14 protein-coding genes and 1 pseudogene are annotated in these 16,617 nt (G+C 61.0%); 9 read left to right on the plus strand and 6 right to left on the minus strand.

Annotated elements, in window-relative coordinates; genetic code table 11:
- Window positions 1-110 precede the first annotated feature (110 nt).
- On the minus strand, window positions 111-2,399 hold the full coding sequence (metE, locus tag J5M57_RS00270; protein ID WP_207849812.1) for a 5-methyltetrahydropteroyltriglutamate--homocysteine S-methyltransferase: 2,289 nt from the start codon (window positions 2,397-2,399) through the stop codon (window positions 111-113).
- A 392-nt stretch (window positions 2,400-2,791) separates the two neighbouring features.
- Between metE and J5M57_RS00275 the strand changes: the two genes are divergently transcribed.
- The 4 genes from J5M57_RS00275 to yecR all read left to right on the plus strand — a co-directional run bounded on the left by J5M57_RS00275 (window position 2,792) and on the right by yecR (window position 6,501).
- Complete coding sequence (locus tag J5M57_RS00275) at window positions 2,792-4,168, plus strand: pyridoxal-phosphate dependent enzyme (protein ID WP_207849746.1); 1,377 nt, start codon at window positions 2,792-2,794, stop codon at window positions 4,166-4,168.
- Window positions 4,165-5,337: a PLP-dependent aspartate aminotransferase family protein gene (locus tag J5M57_RS00280; RefSeq protein ID WP_207849747.1), complete on the plus strand. Its 1,173-nt coding sequence runs from the start codon at window positions 4,165-4,167 to the stop codon at window positions 5,335-5,337. The genes J5M57_RS00275 and J5M57_RS00280 overlap by 4 nt, the downstream gene beginning before the upstream one ends.
- 507 nt (window positions 5,338-5,844) lie before the next feature.
- Window positions 5,845-6,159: a hypothetical protein gene (locus J5M57_RS00285; protein ID WP_207849748.1), complete on the plus strand. Its 315-nt coding sequence runs from the start codon at window positions 5,845-5,847 to the stop codon at window positions 6,157-6,159.
- Window positions 6,160-6,192: 33 nt separating this feature from the next.
- On the plus strand, window positions 6,193-6,501 hold the full coding sequence (gene yecR / locus J5M57_RS00290) for a YecR family lipoprotein (RefSeq protein WP_207849749.1): 309 nt from the start codon (window positions 6,193-6,195) through the stop codon (window positions 6,499-6,501).
- A 1-nt stretch (window position 6,502) separates the two neighbouring features.
- Here yecR and J5M57_RS00295 read toward each other — a convergent pair whose 3' ends face one another.
- On the minus strand, window positions 6,503-8,128 hold the full coding sequence (locus J5M57_RS00295) for a hybrid sensor histidine kinase/response regulator (RefSeq protein WP_207849750.1): 1,626 nt from the start codon (window positions 8,126-8,128) through the stop codon (window positions 6,503-6,505).
- Window positions 8,129-8,241: 113 nt separating this feature from the next.
- Here J5M57_RS00295 and J5M57_RS00300 point away from each other — a divergent pair, with 113 nt between their 5' ends.
- Window positions 8,242-8,856, plus strand: coding sequence for a response regulator transcription factor (locus J5M57_RS00300; RefSeq protein WP_207849751.1), 615 nt, complete (start codon window positions 8,242-8,244; stop codon window positions 8,854-8,856).
- 54 nt (window positions 8,857-8,910) lie between these two features.
- On the plus strand, window positions 8,911-9,105 hold the full coding sequence (locus tag J5M57_RS00305) for a PLDc N-terminal domain-containing protein (RefSeq protein ID WP_041062599.1): 195 nt from the start codon (window positions 8,911-8,913) through the stop codon (window positions 9,103-9,105).
- Between the two features lie 88 nt (window positions 9,106-9,193).
- Here J5M57_RS00305 and J5M57_RS00310 read toward each other — a convergent pair whose 3' ends face one another.
- A complete protein-coding gene (locus tag J5M57_RS00310) occupies window positions 9,194-10,192 on the minus strand; it encodes a bile acid:sodium symporter family protein (protein WP_207849752.1) in 999 nt (332 codons plus the stop codon).
- Between the two features lie 85 nt (window positions 10,193-10,277).
- Here J5M57_RS00310 and J5M57_RS00315 point away from each other — a divergent pair, with 85 nt between their 5' ends.
- Together J5M57_RS00315 and J5M57_RS00320 are read left to right on the plus strand one after the other, a co-directional pair.
- Window positions 10,278-11,066 carry a helix-turn-helix transcriptional regulator gene (locus tag J5M57_RS00315; RefSeq protein WP_064587898.1) on the plus strand — a complete coding sequence of 263 codons (789 nt, stop codon included), beginning with the start codon at window positions 10,278-10,280 and terminating at the stop codon, window positions 11,064-11,066.
- Between the two features lie 138 nt (window positions 11,067-11,204).
- Entirely contained in the window at window positions 11,205-12,917 is a 1,713-nt protein-coding gene (locus J5M57_RS00320; RefSeq protein ID WP_207849753.1) for an amidase, read from the plus strand.
- 91 nt (window positions 12,918-13,008) lie between these two features.
- On the opposite strand, the gene J5M57_RS00325 is transcribed toward J5M57_RS00320, so the two are convergent.
- A complete protein-coding gene (locus tag J5M57_RS00325; RefSeq protein WP_186351697.1) occupies window positions 13,009-13,719 on the minus strand; it encodes a hypothetical protein in 711 nt (236 codons plus the stop codon).
- Between the two features lie 203 nt (window positions 13,720-13,922).
- Here J5M57_RS00325 and J5M57_RS00330 point away from each other — a divergent pair, with 203 nt between their 5' ends.
- A complete protein-coding gene (locus J5M57_RS00330) occupies window positions 13,923-14,900 on the plus strand; it encodes a TerC family protein (RefSeq protein ID WP_207849754.1) in 978 nt (325 codons plus the stop codon).
- A 91-nt stretch (window positions 14,901-14,991) separates the two neighbouring features.
- On the opposite strand, the gene J5M57_RS00335 is transcribed toward J5M57_RS00330, so the two are convergent.
- Complete coding sequence (locus tag J5M57_RS00335) at window positions 14,992-16,092, minus strand: polyamine ABC transporter substrate-binding protein (protein WP_207849755.1); 1,101 nt, start codon at window positions 16,090-16,092, stop codon at window positions 14,992-14,994.
- Between the two features lie 347 nt (window positions 16,093-16,439).
- Window positions 16,440-16,617, minus strand: a pseudogene (locus J5M57_RS00340) (cytosine permease); the annotation flags it as partial.

The following is a 16,617-nucleotide window of genomic DNA, read 5'->3' on the forward strand; positions in this document are numbered from 1 at the left end:
CCCTGTCGTGGGCGCGAGCCTGCTCGCGAAAGCGGTGGATCAGAAAAATATCATTCGACTGACACTCTGCCTTCGCGAGCAGGCTCGCTCCCACGGGGGTGTTTAGCGCGTTAGGCCAGTTCTTTGCGCAGCTGCCGGGCAGCGTTGACCATGTGCACCAGCGCCGCCTCGGTCTCCGGCCAGCCACGGGTTTTCAAGCCGCAATCCGGGTTGACCCACAACCGCTCCGGCGGAATCCGCTGGGCGGCCTTGCGCAACAGGTTGGCCATCTCAGAAGCGTCCGGCACTCGCGGCGAGTGGATGTCGTAGACGCCCGGGCCGATCTCGTTCGGGTAGGCGAAGGCTTCGAAGGCGTCGAGCAGTTCCATGTCCGAGCGCGAGGTTTCGATGGTGATCACGTCGGCATCCATCGCCGCGATGGACTCGATCACATCGTTGAACTCGCTGTAGCACATGTGGGTGTGGATCTGCGTTTCGTCACGCACACCCGACGCGCACAGGCGAAACACTTCGGTGGCCCAGTCCAGATAGTGCTGCCACTGCGCCCGGCGCAACGGCAGACCTTCGCGGAACGCCGCTTCATCGATCTGCACGATCTTGATCCCGGCGGCTTCCAGATCCACCACTTCATCGCGAATCGCCAGCGCCAGCTGTCGCGCCTGCACTTCACGGGACACGTCTTCGCGGGGGAACGACCACATCAGCATGGTCACCGGTCCCGTCAGCATGCCTTTGATGACCTTGTCGGTCAGGCCCTGAGCATAGCGAATCCAGTCCACGGTCATGGCTCTCGGCCGGCTCAGGTCGCCGAAGACCACCGCCGGTTTCACGCAGCGCGAACCGTAGCTCTGCACCCAGCCGAAACGGGTGAACACGTAGCCATCCAGTTGCTCGGCGAAGTATTCGACCATGTCGTTGCGCTCGGCTTCCCCGTGCACCAGCACATCGAGGCCCAGTTGCTCCTGGATTTCCACGGCGTGACGGATCTCGCTGTACATCGCTTCGGTGTATTCGGCCTCGCTCAGCCTGCCTTGCTTGTATGACTGGCGCGCCAGACGAATCGACGCGGTCTGCGGAAACGAACCGATGGTGGTGGTCGGAAACAGGGGCAGATCGAGGCCGGCGCGCTGTTTGCCGATGCGTTGGCTGAATGGCGATTGGCGCTGACTGTCCTGCGCTGTAATGGCCGCCACACGGGCCTGAACCGCCGGTTTGTGGATGCGTGGCGAGGCGGCGCGACTGGTCTGCACCGAACGGCTCTGGGTCAGGGCCCGCAGCACTTTCGGCGCTTCCGGTTGATTCACGGCCTGGGCCAGCAGCGCCACTTCCTCGCATTTCTGCACAGCGAAGGCCAGCCAGCTTTTCAGCTCGGCATCGAGCTGGTCTTCGCGGCTCAGATCTACCGGGCTGTGCAGCAGCGAGCACGAAGGCGCGACCCACAGCCGATCACCCAGGCGCTCATGCGCATGCTGCAACGTCGCCAGCGCGTTTTCCAGATCGCAGCGCCAGACGTTGCGGCCGTTGACCACACCCAGCGACAGCACTTTGTAGGCCGGCAGGCGATCAAGGATGGTCGGGTACTGTTCCGCTGCGCGCACCAGATCGATGTGCAAACCGTCGACCGGCAGATTGGCGGCCAGACCGAGGTTTTCTTCCAGGCCACCGAAGTAAGTGGCGAGCAGTTTCTTCAGCGGGTCGCGCTGGATCTGGTTGTAGGCACGCTCGAAAGCGTTCTTCCACTCCTGTGGCAGATCCAGCACCAGAATCGGCTCGTCGATCTGCACCCATTCCACACCAAGGGCGGCAAGCCGCGCGAAGATTTGCCCGTACAGCGGCAACAGGCGATCGAGCAATTCCAGCTTGTCGAACTCGGCGCCTTTGGCTTTGCCCAGCCACAGGTACGTCAGCGGGCCGAGCACCACCGGTTTGACGGTGTGCCCCAGGGCGCGGGCCTCTTCGACCTCTTCGAACAACTGTTCCCAGCCGAGCTGAAACTGTTGATCAACGCTGAATTCCGGGACCAGGTAGTGGTAGTTGGTGTCGAACCATTTGGTCATTTCCTGAGCGTGGGCACCGCCGCAGCAGCTGTCACTGACACCCCGGGCCATGCCGAACAGGGTCTGCAGGGTGGCTTTGCCGTCGTGCGGACGGAAGCGCTCGGGGATCACCCCGAACATCAGCGAGTGGGTCAGCACCTGGTCGTACCAGGCGAAGTCCCCCACCGGCAGCAGCTCGATCCCGGCATTCTTCTGCAACGCCCAGTGGGCCTTGCGCAGCTCACGACCTACCTCACGCAGGCCGGCCTCGTTCAGTTCTCCTTTCCAGAACGCCTCTTGCGCTTTTTTCAGTTCGCGGTCGCGACCGATGCGCGGAAATCCGAGGGAATGGGCCAGTGCCATGACAAACAACTCCAATGTCTTGTTGATGGCGGCCATTGTCGAGATCAAGCATCAGTGAGACAAACTCATTTTAATCTTGATGATCACGAGTTTCCCTCATGATCAGGTGTTCACTGCATGTGGCGTTAAAACCCGGTTTGCCCTGCAGGATATTCATCCGCAGATCAAGCTATCGGTGAAGGTTACGACGCCCTTTGAATACTCAATGGCGCCTTGATGTAAACCCTCTGAAACCAAGCCTTTGCAGGCTTTGATTCTGTTCTATGGTTAGATCGAAATCGCTGTATCAGCGGCCGACTAAAGGTTGCGACAGATCATGTCTGAGCCTATGTTGCACGCGAGCTTTTCCCCGCGAATGGAACGCGATCAACACCACTACAAGAGGTGAAGAAATGTCAAAGGATTCACGCCCTGCCGTACTTGGGCTGATCGGCAATACGCCGCTGGTACAAGTTACCCGCTTCGATACCGGCCTCTGCACACTGTTTCTCAAACTGGAATCACAAAACCCCGGCGGTTCGATCAAGGACCGCGTCGGTCTGGCGATGATTGATGCCGCTGAACGCGATGGGCGCCTGCAACCGGGTGGCACCATCGTCGAGGCCACTGCCGGCAACACCGGCCTCGGTCTGGCCCTGGTTGGCCGTGCCAAAGGCTACCGCGTGGTGCTGGTAGTCCCGGACAAAATGTCCACCGAGAAAGTCCTGCACTTGAAAGCCATGGGCGCCGAAGTGCACATCACCCGCTCGGATGTCGGCAAGGGCCACACCGAGTATTACCAGGACGTGGCTGCACGACTGGCAAAAGACATTCCCGGCGCGTTCTTCGCCGACCAGTTCAACAACCCCGCCAACCCGCTGGCACACGAGTGCAGCACCGCGCCGGAGATCTGGGCGCAGACCGAACATGATCTGGACGCGATCGTGGTCGGTGTCGGTTCCTCCGGCACCCTGACCGGCCTCAGCCGTTTCTTCAAACGCGTACAACCGGATCTGGAAATGGTCCTCGCCGACCCGGTGGGTTCGGTGATGGCTCAGTACAGCCGCGACGGCACGATGCCGACGCCCGGTTCGTGGGCGGTGGAAGGCATCGGCGAAGATTTCATTCCGTCGATCACCGACCTCACCAGCGTGCGCCACGCCTACTCGATCAGCGATGAAGAAAGCTTCGACCACGCGCGCCAGTTGCTGCGCGCCGAAGGCATTCTCGGTGGCTCGTCGACCGGCACCCTGCTCGCTGCCGCGCTGCGTTATTGCCGCGAACAGACCGAGCCGAAACGCGTGGTGAGTTTTGTCTGCGACACCGGCACGCGCTATCTGTCGAAGGTCTACAACGACCAATGGATGACCGATCAAGGCCTGTTGCAGCGCAAGGGCTACGGCGACCTGCGTGACCTGATCGCCCGGCGTTTCGAAGACGGCCGCGTGATCAGCGTCGGCCCCTACGACACCCTGCTGACCGCGTTCCAGCGCATGCGCCTGGCGGATGTTTCGCAGCTGCCGGTCCTGGTTGAAGGCAAGCAACTGGTCGGCGTCATCGACGAATCCGACATTCTGCTGGCGGTGCACGAAGACGCCGCACGCTTCAGTCAATCGGTTTCCAGCGTGATGACCGACAAACTGCAAACCCTCGCGCCCGGCGCCAACCTCGCCGAGCTGGAATCGGTGCTCAGTCGCGGCCTCGTGGCGATCATCGCCGACGCCTCGGGCTTCCATGGCCTGATCACCCGCACCGACATGCTCAACCAATTACGGAGATCCCTCGCATGAGTCAGCACGATAAGCATTCCCAAGGCTTCGCGACCCGGGTGATCCACGCCGGGCAGGAGCCTGATCCAACCACCGGCGCGCTGATGCCGCCGATTTACGCCAACTCGACGTACCTGCAGGACAGCCCCGGCGTGCACAAGGGCTTCGACTACGGACGCTCGCACAACCCGACGCGCTTCGCTCTGGAGCGCTGCGTGGCGGACCTGGAAGGTGGCACCCGAGCGTTCGCTTTCGCTTCCGGGCTGGCGACGATTTCCACCGTGCTCGAACTGATCGATGCCGGATCGCACGTGATCTCCGGCAATGACCTGTACGGCGGCACGTTCCGCCTGTTCGACAAGGTGCGCCAGCGCAGTGCCGGGCATCGCTTCAGCTACGTCGATCTGACTGACTTGTCGGCGTTCGAAGCGGCGCTGCAGGACGACACACGCCTGGTCATTGTCGAGTCACCGACCAACCCGCTGCTGAGCCTGTCGGATCTGGCCGCCATCGCCTGTATCTGCCGCTCGCGCGGGATCATCAGCGTCGCCGACAACACTTTCGCCAGCCCGTATATCCAGCGCCCGCTGGAGCTGGGTTTCGACATCGTGCTGCACTCGACCACCAAGTATCTCAACGGTCACTCCGATGTGATCGGCGGTATTGCGGTGGTTGGGCAGAACCCTGAACTGGCGGAAAAACTCGGCTTTTTGCAAAACGCGGTCGGCGCGATTTCCGGCCCGTTCGATGCGTTCCTGACCCTGCGCGGGGTGAAAACCCTGGCGCTGCGCATGGAGCGTCATTGCAGCAACGCGCTGGAACTGGCCAAGTGGCTGGAGCAACAGCCGCAGGTCAAACGCGTCTACTACCCGGGCCTGCCGTCGCACCCGCAGCATGAGTTGGCCAAGCGGCAGATGCACGGTTTCGGCGGGATGATTTCCGTGGACTTGAACAGCGATCTGGATGGCGCACGGCGCTTTCTGGAAAACGTGAAGATCTTTGCCCTGGCCGAAAGCCTGGGCGGCGTCGAAAGCCTGATCGAGCACCCGGCGATCATGACCCACGCGACCATCCCGCCCGAGACCCGCGCCAAACTGGGCATCGGCGATGGCCTGGTGCGTCTGTCGGTGGGGGTCGAAGATCTCGAAGACCTGCGCGCCGATCTGGCGTACGCGCTGACGAAAATCTGACCCTGCAACAACGACAAAGCCCGCAGCAATGCGGGCTTTGGTATTCGAGCAGGCGGCCAGTGCTGGTCTCTGGCTTACAAGGTTTATCGGGCCTCTCACAGTACAAAAGCAACCATGGAAAAAGAGCGGTGCTCTGCTGCCTCACACGGCGTAAGGGCTGGATCTCAGCGCGGAGATCTTTCTAACCGTGTACCCTTCGGAACGCGCCCCACGTCCCCTTGCTATCCGCTTGCGCATCAGTCTGCGTCTTCGCCTACACCTTTGAGGTTAGCAAAAGCCTCGCCGTCATGGGCAGGTGTTTTTAGACTGATTTCCTTCTAGCGGGCTTGCACAAGAAAGCTAACCGACTATGGCTTGTGCGACTCACTAGCACATTTGTGCTAATCGACCGCCCCGCCACCCGGCGTTATATTCCCTCGCACCCCCCGATGCTCCCCAACATTGCCGCTGTGCAGTGCGCGGGATCGTTGTGCCTGGAAATCAGAACAACACCAAGGAAGAAGCACCATGAAACTGCCTGCAAACCTCTGCAAAATCGCGCTCATCGGCGCCCTTCTGATCGGCGCCAGCGGCTGCCAGACCGCCAAACCCACCGAAGCCAGCATGAAAGAACGCGCCCAGACCGTCATCGGTAAACCGGTGTCGAAAATCGACAACGTCCGCAGCGACAGCACCCTCACCTACTACACCGCCTACACCCCGGCCGGCGAATACAACTGCGAGTTGCCCAGCGGCGCGATTGTCGCCGTGGCAAGCATGGGCATCATGACCCCGCCGCTGTCGTGCCTGCCCAAAGGCGCCTCGCCGATTCCGTTCCAGTGATCCCTCATCCCCGGTAAAGGACTCCGTTTCATCATGAAAACCCTGATCGCAACTCTCACCCTCACCGCCCTCGCCTTGAGCGGCTGCACCACGCCCAAACAGTGGGAAGCCACCGGTGGCAGCAAGAACGACGGCGTCGTTCAGGTCTCCTATGAACTGGGCCAGTTTGAAAGCGGCCAGACCAACGCCGCGCAAGGCCTGACTGTCGCGATGGAGCGCTGCAAGACCTGGGGCTACAAGAACGCCGAGGTGACCGGTTCCGAGAAGAACATCTGCCGCACCATGGGCCAGTACAACTGCCTGCAGACCACCATCACTCAGGATTACCTCTGCAAGCGTTGAATCAAACCTGCTCGGCCGGCTCGGTTTGCCGGTCGCGCAGGCTGCGCAAGGTCGCGCGCAGCTCGGCCGGGCGTACCGGTTTGGACAGGATGGCAATTTGGCGGTCGTGCAAGGCCGCCTGTATTTTTTCGATGTCATGCCCGGTGATGATCATTGCCGGCACCGCAAAACCACGCTGGCGCCGCACGGCGTCGATGCACTCGAGGCCCGTGGAATGCGTCCCCAGATCGTAATCGGCGACGATGATGTCGCAATCGGTGACCAGACCCTGTCCGCTCAACTCGCCCTGCACCACGCAGCCCCAGCGCTCGAGCAGCGCCGACGTTGCCAACAAGACGTTGCGATCATCCTCCACCAGACACACCTTCAGCCCGGTCAACAGGCCGGCCTGCCGCACATCGTCGCGCATGGCCGGCAACGGCGGCGCCACGGCCACCGGCAAGCCATACAACGTGACCGCCGTGCCGCGCCCCAGCTGCGAGCGCAACGCCACATCGACACCGATCAACTGCCCCAGACGCTTGACGATCGACAGCCCGAGGCCGACGCCTTCCACGTCCTTGTCACGCACTTGGCGCACCCGATAAAACTCCTCGAACACCTTCGGCAGATGCTCCTCGGCAATGCCGTTGCCGCGGTCATAAATCACGATGGCCAGCCCGCCGCCGCGTTTGCGCACGCCAATCAGCACCGGACGTTGCGCGCCGTATTTGAAGCAGTTGGAAAGCACGTTCTGCACCAGGGTCGCGAGCAACGCCGGATCGCTCTGCACCCAGTATTGGCAGGGGCGCAGGCGCAACTCCACGCCAGCCCAGCGCGCGGCCTCGGCGTTCTGGCGAATCAGGTCGGCCAGCCACTCGCCGAGATGGAACACCTGCAATCGCGGCAGGATGCGCCCGTTGTCGAGGGTGTAGAGGTCGAGAATCGAACGGAACAACTGCGAAACGTTGAGCAGCGAGCGGTCGATGTTGTCGACCAGTTGCCGCTCCTGCTCGCCCAGCCGCGACTCGCGCAGGCACGCCGTAAACAGACCGATGGAGTGAATCGGCTGGCGCAGATCATGGCTGGCCTGGGCGAGAAACCGCGACTTTTCCAGATTGGCTGCGACCGCTTCTTCCGACGCCTTGCGCGTGCGCTCCAGCAGCAAGTGCGCGTAGAACGGGATCACCGTGCTGGTGAGCATCAACATCAGCACCATGTACGGTTGGGCCTGCCACACTGGCGTCAACCGATAAACCGCCAGCAATGCCAGCAGCGCCAAACCGGTAGCAATCGCCAGATAGCGCGAGCCGTAGCGCATGCCGTTGCCCAGGTTGACCCAGATGATCACCGCGTACAGCGGCAACGCCGCTTCACCGCCGAGCACCAGGCCGAAACAGGTGCCGGTGTAATCGTGGATCATCGCGAATATTCGCCGCGCCGGGTAATGCCCGGGCCAGCGCGCAATGGCCTGGCGCAAGACAATCGACGCCAGCAGAAACAGCGCGATGTAGACCACTACCGGCAGATATGTATCGAAACGCTGCCCCGGCAAGACGCCGAGTACGCAGATATAAACCATGGCAATGCTGGCGATGATGATCCGCAGATTGGCCTGATCCAGCTCGGTATTTTTCTCGAACTTCATGGGCAACGTCCTTGTGCGACAGTCGTCAGATTCAGCAACGGTCGGCAGGCAATCTGCGTCTGCGGTGCTAAGGTGCATGCCGTAAACATCGCTGATCCAGGGAGGGTCACGCCATGACACGCCGCATCATCATAGCCGACGATCACCCGTTGTTTCGCGAGGCCATGCTGTGCACCGTGCAGCGCCTGCTGCCCGAAGCGACGATCGAGGAGGCCGGAGACCTCGACGCCGTGCTGGCCTTGCTGCCCGGCCGCAGCGAGCCGGACACACTGATTCTCGACCTGCGCTTCCCCGGCCTGACCTGCATCAGCCAACTCGCCGAGCTGCGCCGAAAACTGCCGCGCACCACGCTGATCGTGGTGTCGATGGTCGACGACGAGGCGGTGATCGGCGAAGTGATGGCGGCCGGCATCGATGGGTTCATCGGCAAGAACATCGCTCCGGATGAGATCGGCGAGGCGATTCTGGCAATCCGCGAAGGCGAAGTGCTGGTCAGGTTCGCGCCTTCCGGGCTGCTGCCGCTGGAAACCGGCACCGCCCTCACCCCGCGTCAGCAGGATGTGTTGCGGCTGATCGCCCAAGGCAAAACCAACAAGGAAATCGCCCGGGAACTGGATATCTCGCCGTTCACCGTGCGCATCCATGTGTCGTCGTTGTTGCGCACACTCAATGTGCCGTCGCGGGCAGCCGCTGCGGTGAAGTATTCGGGAGGCAGTGGCGCAATTTAAATGAACCCTGCGCGGCGAGGCACACCTAACTGAAAGACCATCAGGAGGTAGCCCATGCAAATTGAACCCGTCTGGATCGTACTCGCCGTCGTTCTTGTGATCATTGAATTGTGGGCGATCAACAGGGTGCGCAAGAGCGCAGGCAAAGGCAGCAACAAAGGCGTGTGGATTATCGCCATCGTGTTCCTGCCCTTGTTTGGGCTGATTGCCTGGGCACTGGCTGGCCCGAAACACGTTACGCAGGATTGAGAAGAAAACCCCTGTAGGAGCTGCCGCAGGCTGCGATCTTTAGGATCAAAAGATCGCAGCCTGCGGCAGCTCCTACAGGAACCCAGCGTTATGGATCAACCTGCGCCATCAACTCCGGCACCGATTCCGGGCGCTTCGCATAACGTTGCGCCAACACCGCGCAGACCATCAATTGAATCTGATGGAACAGCATCAGCGGCAGAATCAAGACGCCAATCGTGCTCCCCGCAAACAGCACCTGCGCCATCGGTACGCCGGTGGCCAGGCTCTTCTTCGAACCGCAGAACAGAATGGTGATGCGGTCTTCCTGGCTGAAGCCGAACGCCTTGCCCAGCAGGGTCGACGCGAACAGTACCAGCGCCAGCAGGATGCAGCAGACCACCACCAGTCCCAGCAGATCGACTACCGGAATCTGATGCCAGATGCCTTCGTTGACCGCCTCGCTGAACGCGCCGTAGACCACCAGCAGAATCGAACCCTGATCGACAAACTTCAGCCAGTTCTTGTTGCGCCCGACCCACGCGCCGATCCAGCGGCGAGCGATCTGCCCGGCAATGAACGGCAGCAGCAATTGCACGCTGATCTTCAGGATCGCATCCAGGGTCGAGCCACCGTCACCGTGCACGTTCAACAGCAGCGTCACCAGCAATGGCGTGAGGAAAATCCCGAACAGGCTCGACGCTGCCGCGCTGCAGATCGCCGCCGGGATATTGCCCCGGGCCAGCGAGGTGAAGGCAATCGCCGACTGCACGGTGGCGGGCAACGCGCAGAGGTAGAGCATGCCCATGTAAAGCTTGTCGCCGATCAGCGGTGACAGCAGCGGTTTCAGCGCCAGCCCGAGCAACGGGAACAGCACAAAGGTCAGGCCGAACACCAACAGGTGCAGGCGCCAGTGGCCGGCCCCGGCGATGATCGATTCGCGCGACAGTTTCGCGCCGTGGAGGAAGAACAGCAGCGCGATGGCGATGTTGGTCAGCCAGCCGAACCCCACCGCGACCTGTCCGCTGGCCGGCAGGAAACTGGCCAGCAGCACGACGCCGATCAGGGTCAGGGTGAAGTTGTCGGGCAAGAATCTTGGGCGGGTCATGGGTTTGCTCATCCGGGGGTTGCCAGTACGTGATTGCGACTCTAACGTGACCGTGAATTACCGACTAACGCCGAAGAGCCATTAGATGCCGCCTAAAGGACACGAGAAAAGCTTCCGGCGCAGTATTCCCGGGCTGCCCAGCCTGCCGCGTCCGCTGTACGGGCGCACCGAATCGCTGCCCAATCGCGCATTGACCCGGCGTCACAGTCACCCGTGGGTGCAATTGTCGTACGCCATTCAGGGCGTGCTCGAAGTGCAGACCGGCGCCGGACGCTTCGTCGCGCCACCGGAGCGCGCGGTGTGGATTCCCGCAGGCGTGCCGCATCGCGTGTTCAGCTCGCCGCACACCGAAATGCGCAGCCTGTACATCGATTGCAGCGTGGCCGGTTGGGCGCTTGAGCGCTGTCATGTGCTGGGCGTCAGCGACCTGTTGCGCGAGCTGATTCGCGCGTTCAGTCGGGTGCCAGTGGAATATGACGAAAACGGCGCCCATGGCCGGCTGGCTCAGGTGATCCTCGATCAACTGGCCGAGGCGCCGCAGATCGACCTGATGCTGCCACTGCCCCAGGACAGCCGTCTGCGGCAGATTTATCAAAGTCTGGAGCAACATCCGGAACAGCAGACCACACTGCAGCATTGGAGCGAGAAGTTCGGCGTCACCGAAAAAACCCTCAGCCGCCTGTTTTTACGCGACACCGGTCTGACCTTCCGCGCCTGGCGTCAGCGCTTGCGCCTGTTGGGCGCGCTGACTCCGCTGGAACGCGGCGAACGCGTCACCGACGTGGCTCTGGCCTGCGGTTATGACTCGACGTCGGCGTTCATCGCCGCGTTCCGGCAGCAGTTCGGCGAGACGCCGGGGGAATTTTTTCGCTGACCTTTGTCGATATTTATCGAATTAGCACATGCCAATCGGCAAAGTTCAGGGTAGAGTTTCGCTCATACGGAATTCTTTACGCGTTACGACCATAACCCTGATGACCCACCCTTTAGCGAACCTGTCGGCGGTAACAGCATGATCGAAGTCACTGAAGTCTCCATTGCTCAATTACGCGCGGCGCTCGAAGCCGGCCAGACCACCGCAGTTGAACTGGTGCAGGCCTATCTGGCCCGGATCGACGCCTACGACGGCCCGAACACCGCCACCGCACTGAATGCCGTGGTGGTGCGCAATCCCGAAGCACTGGCCGAAGCCCAGGCCTCCGATGCACGCCGGGCCAAAGGCGAAACCCTCGGCCCGCTCGACGGCATCCCCTACACCGCCAAGGACAGCTATCTGGTCAAGGGGCTGACCGCGGCTTCCGGCAGCCCGGCATTTGCCGATCTGGTGGCGCATCGCGACGCGTTCACCATCGAACGCCTGCGCGCCGCCGGGGCGATCTGCCTGGGCAAGACCAACATGCCGCCGATGGCCAATGGCGGCATGCAGCGTGGCGTGTATGGCCGGGCCGAGAGCCCGTACAACGCCGCCTATCTGACCGCGCCGTTCGCCTCTGGCTCGTCCAACGGTGCGGGCACCGCCACCGCCGCGAGCTTCTCGGCCTTCGGTCTGGCAGAAGAAACCTGGTCGAGCGGTCGCGGCCCGGCGTCGAACAACGGTTTGTGCGCCTACACGCCGTCGCGCGGGGTGATTTCGGTGCGCGGCAACTGGCCGCTGACGCCGACCATGGACGTGGTGGTGCCATACGCCCGGACCATGGCCGACCTGCTTGAAGTGCTTGACGTGGTCGTCGCTGAAGACCCCGACACCCGTGGCGATCTGTGGCGCCTGCAGCCGTGGGTGCCGATCCCGAGCGTCGACACGGTGCGCCCGGCCTCCTACGCCGAACTGGCAGTGAAGCCCGATGCACTGGCCGGCAAACGCCTCGGCGTGCCGAAGATGTACATCAACGCCGATCCTGAAGCCGGGACCAGCAAAGCCCCGGGGATCGGCGGCCCGACCGGGCAACGCATCAACACCCGCCCCTCGGTGATCGACCTGTGGAAACAGGCCCGCGCCGCTCTGGAAGCGGCCGGCGCCGAAGTGATCGAAGTGGATTTCCCGCTGGTCTCCAACTGCGAAGGCGATCGTCCGGGAGCACCGACCGTGTTCAATCGCGGCATTGTGTCCAAGGAGTTCCTGCACCACGAACTGTGGGATCTGTCGGCCTGGGCCTTTGATGATTTCCTGCGCGCCAACGGCGATCCGAAGCTCAACCGTCTGGCCGATGTCGACGGACCGAAAATCTTCCCGCACGACCCGGGCACCCTGCCCAACCGTGAAGGCGATCTGGCTGCCGGCATGGACGAATACGTGCGCATGGCCGAGCGCGGCATCACCCCGTGGGACCAGATTCCAACCCTGCCGGATGGCCTGCGCGGCCTGGAAAAGACCCGCAAGCTCGATCTGGAAGACTGGATGGACACGCTGAAACTCGACGCTGTGCTGTTCCCGACCAACGCTGACGTTGGCCCGGCAGATGCCGATATCAATCCGGAATCGGCGGACATTGCCTGGAGCAACGGCATCTGGGTTGCCAACGGCAACCTGGCGATCCGTCACCTCGGCGTTCCGACCGTCACCGTGCCCATGGGCGTGATGGCGGACATCGGCATGCCAGTCGGCCTGACCTTCGCCGGACGCGCCTACGATGACTCGAATCTGTTGCGTCTGGCCTTGGCGTTTGAAGCCACTGGATCGAAACGTCAGGTGCCGCCGCGTACTCCGGCGTTGGTGCGTGGGAAATAACTAACCCGAGGTGGCAGTTGCAGCCTCCTCGGAAACTCCAGATGACCGATCAGGTGCACGCACTTGATCGGTTCTGATGCCGACAGTCGCGTTATTTCCCGTCGTCATCATCCGGATCGAATTTCATTTTCTTGCTTTCCCCTTTACTTTCAACAAGGCCGTCCTTGGGGACCTGGAAGGTATAAAACGAAACCTCGGTCTTGTTTTTTGAGTCGCGTTTGAGCAGATACAACATGTCCTCAGACTCTGCGACCTGGCAAGCGGTGTAGCGGTCCAGGCTGCGGAAGATCAAAGTGCGTTCGTCGCACGTCGCGGCGGTATCCAGAGCAGATTTTCTGCCCGACATCGAGGGTACGTGGACGGTCAGATACCAGGCCAGAATGGAAAATCCGGCCAGGACTGCGGAAAACGCGAAAAGTTTGAACACGATGTTCAATTCACTTGCACGTTGGCGAAACCTCGCCAGCCTCGGAGAGTTTGTCTGAGATACCGGCAGCCTTCCCGGCCTCTCAGTCAAGGCAATGATCAATGAAACGGCAATGACAAATGCTATGGCGAACAGTAACGCACTGATCACCGAGCCAAGTCCTGCAGCGCCATATGCAGCAAGTTTTTGACCACTGATATTCAAGCGGTCAAACGGCACATCCAGCACCAGATAATATTTTTCCAGATGAGCGTAACCATTGAGTACGAACGCGCCGAGCATCGCCGCAATGAATAACGAAACCTCGATGCGCAAATATTTCCGGTAGCGTTCCAGCCCCTCTTCAGCACGCAACTCATTGACTGGCTGATTCAATTACGAAACTCCCTTTCGTTGCCGGACAAGGCATTCGCCCGACCCAATGAAGGCAGCGATCATACCGTTATAGGCGCGTCGTCAGTACGATACTTCGTTATCCCCGAACTGTTGCTCAGGAATAATCGATTTTTCTTCCGCACAAACTCACCGCTAGCATGGCCCTGCCTGACCCTAATTCAATAAAAGCCAGGGAGCCAGCCATGCCAACCACCAACATCAATATCGGCGAACCGTGGATGTGGGGCGCCTTTATCGTCTTCGTCCTCGCCATGCTTGCACTGGACCTGTTTGTCTTCGGCGGGCGCAAGGCGCATCGGGTGTCGGTGCGCGAAGCGGCGTGCTGGGTGATTGCCTGGTGCGCGTTGGCGATGGCATTCGCCGGATTGCTCTGGTGGTACCTGAACAGCGAATTCGGCGCCGAGATCGCCCAGCGCAAGACCCTGGAATTCCTCACCGGTTACTTGATCGAGCAGTCGCTGTCGATCGACAACATGTTCGTCTTCGTGATGATCTTCAGCTACTTCGCCGTGCCGCCGGAACTGCAACGCCGGGTGCTGCTGTACGGCGTGCTCGGGGCGATCGTGATGCGCGCGGCGATGATCTTCGCCGGCGTGTGGCTGGTGTCGCAGTTCGAATGGCTGCTGTATGCCTTCGGGGTATTCCTGATCATCACCGGGATCAAGATGCTGATGTTTGCCGAGCAACAACCGGATCTCGACAAAAACCCGTTGCTGCGCTGGATACGCGGGCATTTGCGGATTACCCAGGGCTTCCATGGCGAACGCTTTTTCGTGCGGCAGAATGGCGTGCGCTGGGCGACACCGATGTTTCTGGTGCTGGTGCTGATCGAGGCCAGCGACCTGATGTTCGCGGTCGATAGCATCCCGGCGATCTTCGCCGTCACCACCGATCCGTTCATTGTCTTCACCTCGAACATCTTCGCGATCATGGGCCTGCGTGCGCTGTACTTTCTGCTGGCGGACATGGCTGACCGCTTTCATCTGCTCAAGTACGGACTGGCGATCGTGCTGGTGTTCATCGGCGGCAAGATGACGCTGATGCCGTGGTTTCACATGCCGGTGGAATGGTCGCTGGCGGTGGTGGGTGGGGTGATTGCGGGGTCGGTGGTGTTGAGTCTGATCGTCACCCGCAAGGAAGACCCAACCCAATCCCTGTAGGAGCTGCCGCAGGCTGCGATCTTTTGATCTTGTTTTCAGGAACAAAAAAAAAGATCGCAGCCTGCGGCAGCTCCTACAGGGGGGGGGGCGGTTACTTGTCGGATTTGATGCTGGTCCAAACGCGGGTGCGCACGCGTTCGAGTTTTTGCGGCAACGGTTGCACCACGTACAGGGTTTTCAGCGCTTCGCTGGTCGGTGTCAGGTTCGGGTTGCCGGTAATGTCTTTGGTCACCAGCGGCATCGAATCCTTGTTCACGTTCGGATAGCCAAGGAAGTCGCTGATCGGCGCAATGACTTTTGGATCGAGCAAGGTGTTGAGGAATTCGTGGGCCTCTGCAACGTTCTTCGCGCTTTTCGGAATCGCGAAGGTATCGAACCAGATCGGCGCGCCCTCCTTCGGCAGACGCCAGTCGACCACCACGCCGTTGCCCGCTTCTTTGGCGCGGTTGCCGAACTGATAGAAGCTGCCGGAGTAACCGATGGCCACGCAGATGTCGCCATTGGCGATGTCGGTCATGTACTTGGCCGAGTTGAAGTAGGTCACGTACGGGCGAATCTTCAGCATCAGGTCTTTGGCTTTTTCATAGTCGCGCGGGTCCTGGCTGTTCGGGTCGAGGCCGAGGTAATGCAGGGCCAGCGGCAGGATTTCCGACGGCGAGTCGAGCATCGCCACGCCGCAGGATTTGAGCTTTTCCATGTTCTGCGGTTTGAACACCAGGTCCCAGCTGTCCACCGGCGCGTTGTCGCCCAACGCGGCCTTGACCTTGGCCGGGTTGAAACCGATCAGCACCGTGCCGTACATGTAGGGCACGCCGTACTGGTTGCCGGGATCGTTCTTGTCCAGCAGCTTGAGCAGTTCCGGGTCCTGATGGCTCCAGTTCGGCAGTTTCGACTTGTCGAGTTTCTGGAACACGCCGGCCTTGATCTGGGTGTCGATGAACTGGTTCGACGGCACCACCAAGTCATAGCCGGAGTTGCCGGTGAGCAACTTGGCCTCCAGCGATTCGTTGGTGTCGAAGGTATCCCAGGTCACTTTGATGCCGCTTTTCGCGGCGAAATCCTTGGGCACCGACGGCAGGATGTAATCCGCCCAGTTGTACACCCGCAGTTCGCGCTGTTCGGCGTGCACCGCGCTGGCCAGCAGCGTCAGCCCACACACGGTGGCACCCAGAATGCGTTTCATCGTGACCATGGTTGTTTCCCCGGAATGCGACGTGAGATCGATGGTTTTTATGTTCTGTACACGGCAGCGGCTTAAAAGTAGCCAAGGGCAAGCAAAGTCCAGCCTTTCGTTGTGGCTTTGATTCTTGCCGAGCGCAGGGTCGCGGCACAGTGGGGGATGGGCCAAAAGGGGATCGAAATGGCCAATTTAAATGACCGCTGGAATGCACCAGGGCTTAGGAAACATCATTTGTGGCGAGGGAGCTTGCTCCCGCCGGGCCGCGCAGCGGACCTCGCTCTTCGATTCAGAAAAGCAAAGGCCTGCTGCGCAGTCCAGCGGGAGCAAGCTCCCTCGCCACAGTTTTATTGATGATCGGGTCAGTCGGTATAACTCAACCGCGCCGCCCTGCTCTGCCGGGTCTGACCACGTGTGGCGAGGCAGTAATACAACGGCACCGTCACCACAAGGCCGAACAGCCACGACAGGTCCGCGCCGTCCACCAGATTCGCGTAAGGCCCGACGTACAGCGAGGTGTTGGCGAACGGCAACTGGACG

Origin of the sequence: Pseudomonas sp. 86_A, assembly GCF_017491705.1 — a bacterium.
GTDB lineage: Bacteria > Pseudomonadota > Gammaproteobacteria > Pseudomonadales > Pseudomonadaceae > Aquipseudomonas > Aquipseudomonas koreensis.

Excerpts from the sequence above, each read along its gene's own strand:
- metE (WP_207849812.1), bottom strand. The coding sequence starts at position 2,399 with ATGGCACTGGCCCATTCCCTCGGATTTCCGCGCATCGGTCGCGACCGC.
- J5M57_RS00275 (WP_207849746.1), top strand. The coding sequence starts at position 2,792 with ATGTCAAAGGATTCACGCCCTGCCGTACTTGGGCTGATCGGCAATACG.
- J5M57_RS00280 (WP_207849747.1), top strand. The coding sequence starts at position 4,165 with ATGAGTCAGCACGATAAGCATTCCCAAGGCTTCGCGACCCGGGTGATC.
- J5M57_RS00285 (WP_207849748.1), top strand. The coding sequence starts at position 5,845 with ATGAAACTGCCTGCAAACCTCTGCAAAATCGCGCTCATCGGCGCCCTT.
- yecR (WP_207849749.1), top strand. The coding sequence starts at position 6,193 with ATGAAAACCCTGATCGCAACTCTCACCCTCACCGCCCTCGCCTTGAGC.
- J5M57_RS00295 (WP_207849750.1), bottom strand. The coding sequence starts at position 8,128 with ATGAAGTTCGAGAAAAATACCGAGCTGGATCAGGCCAATCTGCGGATC.
- J5M57_RS00300 (WP_207849751.1), top strand. The coding sequence starts at position 8,242 with ATGACACGCCGCATCATCATAGCCGACGATCACCCGTTGTTTCGCGAG.
- J5M57_RS00305 (WP_041062599.1), top strand. The coding sequence starts at position 8,911 with ATGCAAATTGAACCCGTCTGGATCGTACTCGCCGTCGTTCTTGTGATC.
- J5M57_RS00310 (WP_207849752.1), bottom strand. The coding sequence starts at position 10,192 with ATGACCCGCCCAAGATTCTTGCCCGACAACTTCACCCTGACCCTGATC.
- J5M57_RS00315 (WP_064587898.1), top strand. The coding sequence starts at position 10,278 with ATGCCGCCTAAAGGACACGAGAAAAGCTTCCGGCGCAGTATTCCCGGG.
- J5M57_RS00320 (WP_207849753.1), top strand. The coding sequence starts at position 11,205 with ATGATCGAAGTCACTGAAGTCTCCATTGCTCAATTACGCGCGGCGCTC.
- J5M57_RS00330 (WP_207849754.1), top strand. The coding sequence starts at position 13,923 with ATGCCAACCACCAACATCAATATCGGCGAACCGTGGATGTGGGGCGCC.
- J5M57_RS00335 (WP_207849755.1), bottom strand. The coding sequence starts at position 16,092 with ATGGTCACGATGAAACGCATTCTGGGTGCCACCGTGTGTGGGCTGACG.